Annotated in this window: 3 protein-coding genes and 1 pseudogene; all 4 read right to left on the minus strand. The window is 55.1% G+C overall.

Annotated features, from left to right (window positions below):
* Window positions 1-177: 177 nt before the first annotated feature.
* Window positions 178-753 carry a DUF2857 domain-containing protein gene (locus Xbud_RS21605; protein ID WP_099136921.1) on the minus strand — a complete coding sequence of 192 codons (576 nt, stop codon included), beginning with the start codon at window positions 751-753 and terminating at the stop codon, window positions 178-180.
* Between the two features lie 74 nt (window positions 754-827).
* A complete protein-coding gene (locus Xbud_RS21610; RefSeq protein ID WP_099136922.1) occupies window positions 828-2,417 on the minus strand; it encodes a ParB family protein in 1,590 nt (529 codons plus the stop codon).
* A gap of 3 nt (window positions 2,418-2,420) precedes the next feature.
* Window positions 2,421-3,785 (minus strand): SPI-7-type island replicative DNA helicase, encoded by a 1,365-nt coding sequence (dnaB-PI, locus tag Xbud_RS21615; RefSeq protein WP_099136923.1) that lies wholly within the window; start codon window positions 3,783-3,785, stop codon window positions 2,421-2,423.
* Window positions 3,769-3,975 (minus strand): annotated as a pseudogene (locus Xbud_RS21620) (hypothetical protein); the annotation flags it as partial. The pseudogene Xbud_RS21620 and the gene dnaB-PI, both read right to left, overlap by 17 nt.

Raw genomic sequence — 3,975 nt, forward strand, 5'->3', positions numbered from 1 at the left:
TGCCTTTTTCTTTCAGCCGGACGTAATTGCGCTCGCCCCGCTGGTAACACCGCACCTGATGTTGCGCCTTGCGACGCAGTGACAGCGGTGTCGTTGCGGGGACATGCAGGCCGGGCATCATTTCCGTTAATTTTCCTGACATCGTTTCCTTTTCTGTTTATTTTTCACTGAGGGCTTTCAGGCCTGTTTTTTGATCGATTCAGACGCTTCGCTGTGCGGCCAGTCTTTCACCGCATGCCAGACGGCCGTCAGCGAGAATTGATGATGCGCGGCCATCTCCAGCATCATATCCAGCCCTTCGGCGCTGTCCGCATCGACAATCGCCGCAGCCTGCCAGCGTTGCCACAACTCACGATTCTCCTCTTCCGTCAGGGGCGAGTTGCGTCCCGGTTTTACGGTCACCCCGGAAATACGCCGGCGGGCGGCGATTTCCAGACTGGACAAGCCGAAAAAATAGCGCATCAGTTCAATCGAGCCGCCTAATTCCAGTGCCCGGTCAATACGTTGTAACCGCTGCTGCTCAATCCGCGCCTGATGTAAAATGCGCACCAGATTACTGTGATGGATCTGGATGGTCAGCACCGACACCGGGCTGTTGCCCAGATAGTGCAGATCTTCAATCGTCAGATTCTGCAATATCAGCATTTCAGCGGGGGCCAGTCCCAGCGCCTCACAACGGCGGATATAGCCGTTCTTCAAATCCATCACCAACTGCAACAGCAGGCTGTTGGTGGCTTGCGATAAATGATGCATACATTTCCTCCAATATCAGGTCAGTCAAAACAAATTGAACAACGCATTGGAAACAGGCACGCGCTCCGGTCTGGTTACCCCGTTATAGCCTCCGGCGCTATCCGGCGCTGAAGTTCACGCAAACGACGTATCACCCGGATAAGACGCAGAAACTTCACGGTCTGGCTATCATCCAGTAACGGCATACCCTCACGATGGGTTGTGCCAAACAGAACGGCAGTCAGCGTTAATGCCGGGGCGTCAGTCGTGCTTTCTCCGGTCAGACTGACCAATAAACGCGAAAAAGCCTGCGCTGCCTGCGCATTCACCAGACAAAAGCCAGCTGAACGGGCATCCGACACCGACAACAAATCGTGGTCACAGCCCATCACTTCGGCCAGTTCAAACGCCAGCCGGAACGCCATCCCTTGCAGATGCTCGACATCGTCCTGCATCGGGGAAATCTCCCAGACCGAACTGACCGACTCCAGCCCGGTTTGGGCAAAGTGCAGGCATTCGGCCTCCGGAGCAGGTTGAGGCGATTCAGGCGGATTATCCTCGTTATCCGGCTGATAAGGCGGAAGCACCGGATTTTTACGGGAGAACGCAACGGATGAACCCGTTTCTTCCACCGGGGAATGTGCCGTCGCCGGATCCGGTGCCGTCTTGCTGACGGGCTGAGAAACACGCCGCGGGTGCGACTCCCGGTTTGGCGCTCGAACCGGTGCCATGTTATGGGGTGCAGCAGAAACTGCCGGCCTGTATTCAAACGCGGTGGCCTGTTCGCCAAAGAGTTGTCTTCGATTGCTTTCTTTCGGATCTAATTCCAGTATCCAGCGGTCATAATTGAGTTGCGGGTGTGGCAGGGCCTGCAATAAATCGCCAATCAGCTCATCGCGAAACATCTCTGGCGACCAGGCTTCCAGTGCGTCAAACCGACGACAACAGGTTCCAAAAACTTCATCAAAGCTCTGCGTGGATCCCGGATTGATACTGAAAACATACTGCTGCCAGACTGTCTCCGCATCCTGTCGTAATGCCAGTAACCCCCGGATTTGCCCTACGCTCAACCCCGCATGCAGTAGATTAGGCATCCACGGATATAGATACTGCACCGTATCTTCCATCCGGCTGATATAACTGCGACTGACAGGAAAGCCCGCTTCACCCAACAATCCCGATAACTCATTTTGCGTGAGTTTCTTTTGTTTCTGCGCTTCATACAGGGTTCTGGCCTGACAGACGCCCAATGCTTTTTCAATAAAACTCAGATCGCCCCGCAGTTCATTTTCCGCCAGATGCCCGATCACACACTGCAACCGTCCCAGCCACGGCTTAAACAGGCAATGCACCCGATAAAACCGCTCATCCCCGGTTTCCTGCCACAGCTCGGACAAAATTTGATAGCGTGTATTCCCGCCATCACTGAAGATATAAACCTCGTCACCGTCCGGATCACGGGTGACTTTCGGCACCGTATCCAGTCCACGGACTTTGATCGAGGCTTTGATATCGTCATAACGCGGGTTGCGGCTGGTACGGGGGTTATCCGGATTAGGGCGAAGTTGATCCAGCGTTAACACCATCGGCATTTCGGCCATCGGCTGACCATCATTAAGCATGGCCACGGCTTGCCGCCCCTGCTGTAACAAAGCGCTGCCTAAATTCAGTGTATTACGTCCCATCCTTTACCTCCCGCTGTCATCGAAATCCGAAAAACGGGTATACTGCGCCTCAAACCGTACACGTACTGTGCCAGTCGGTCCCTGACGCTGTTTGCCTATAATGATTTCGGCCATCCCCGCATCCGGGCTATCCTCGTGATAGACTTCATCGCGGTAAAGGTGCAGGATCAAATCCGCATCCTGCTCCAGTGAGCCGGAATCACGTAGATCGCCATTGTTGGGACGTTTATCGGGCCGGTTTTCGACTTGCCGGTTAAGCTGGGACAGCGCCAGTACCGGGCAATCCAGCTCTTTGCCTAACGCTTTCAGGCTGCGGGAGATATCGGCAATTTCTTGTGTGCGGTTTTCCTGTCCGGGTGCGCACATCAGCTGGAGGTAATCCACCATAATCAGAGCCGGTTTACCGTATTTGCGGGTATAGCGGCGGGCACGGGCACGCAGGAGTGCCGGTGTCTGGAGGCTGCAATCATCAATAATCAGGCGCTGATCCCAGCGAGAAAATTGCTCCAGACTCTGGCTGATGCGCCCCCACTGTTCGTCATCCAGCAGGCCACTGCGCAGCGCGGTTAACGCCACGCCACCTTCCATCGAAGACAAACGCAGCATCAGTTGGGCTGTCGGCATTTCCAGACTGAAAATCTGCACCACCGCATCCTCACGGCTGCGTAATGCACCGAGACAAAACGCCAGCGCCAGTGCGGTCTTACCCATTGAAGGGCGGGCAGCCAGCAGGATCAGATCCCCCGGCTGTAAGCCACAGGTCATGTCATCCAGCGCCTGAAACCCGGTCGGTGTGCCGGTGATCCCGTTGCTGCCCTGTATGCGCTCCAGATGGGAAATCAGCGCCTCCGCCCCTTGCAGCAGAGTCACTGCCTGCTGTTGGCGGGCAGCGCCTTTTTCTGCCAGACTGAACAGCTGGCTTTCCGCCTGTTCTGCCAGCGTCGCAGCCTGTACATTCGGCTGAAAGACGTCAGCACGCAACGAGTTACCCAGAGCCAGCAACTGACGTAACTGGCTTTTTTCTGCCACCATGCGGGCGTATTCCACAATATTGGCGGCACTGGGCGTGTTTTTGCACACTTCGGCCACATACGCAAAGCCCCCCACACTGTCCAGACGCCCCTGATGGGCCAGTAAATCCGTCAGCGTCAACAGATCATACGGCGTATTTTTTTCTGTCAGCTCGGCCATAGCCTGAAACATTATTCGGTGTGCCGGAAAGAAAAAATCGTCAGGGGTGAGTAGCTGAACAAGGTCATCCCAGCGATCATTGTCCAGTATCAGTCCGCCAATCAAGGAAACTTCCGCATAACCATTGCTGGGCTGCTCTTTGCTGACCATCTCTAAGAAATCATGATCCCTGTTCATTATCCGCCTCCCTGCTGACAAGAGTGAGCGCCCGCACTAACCGCTGTTGCAGACAGGGCGACGAGACCCAGAACAGTACTTCGTTGGCGGCTAAATATTGCGGCTTCTCCTTCTCCCAGCCGCATTCCAGCAGCACCGAATCATCCGGTGTTCCGGGCATCAGTGACAGCGCCTGTAATTCTTCTTCACT

This window comes from Xenorhabdus budapestensis, assembly GCF_002632465.1.
GTDB classification, from domain to species: Bacteria; Pseudomonadota; Gammaproteobacteria; order Enterobacterales; family Enterobacteriaceae; genus Xenorhabdus; species Xenorhabdus budapestensis.

Excerpts from the sequence above, each read along its gene's own strand:
- Xbud_RS21610 (WP_099136922.1), bottom strand. The coding sequence starts at position 2,417 with ATGGGACGTAATACACTGAATTTAGGCAGCGCTTTGTTACAGCAGGGG.
- dnaB-PI (WP_099136923.1), bottom strand. The coding sequence starts at position 3,785 with ATGAACAGGGATCATGATTTCTTAGAGATGGTCAGCAAAGAGCAGCCC.
- Xbud_RS21605 (WP_099136921.1), bottom strand. The coding sequence starts at position 753 with ATGCATCATTTATCGCAAGCCACCAACAGCCTGCTGTTGCAGTTGGTG.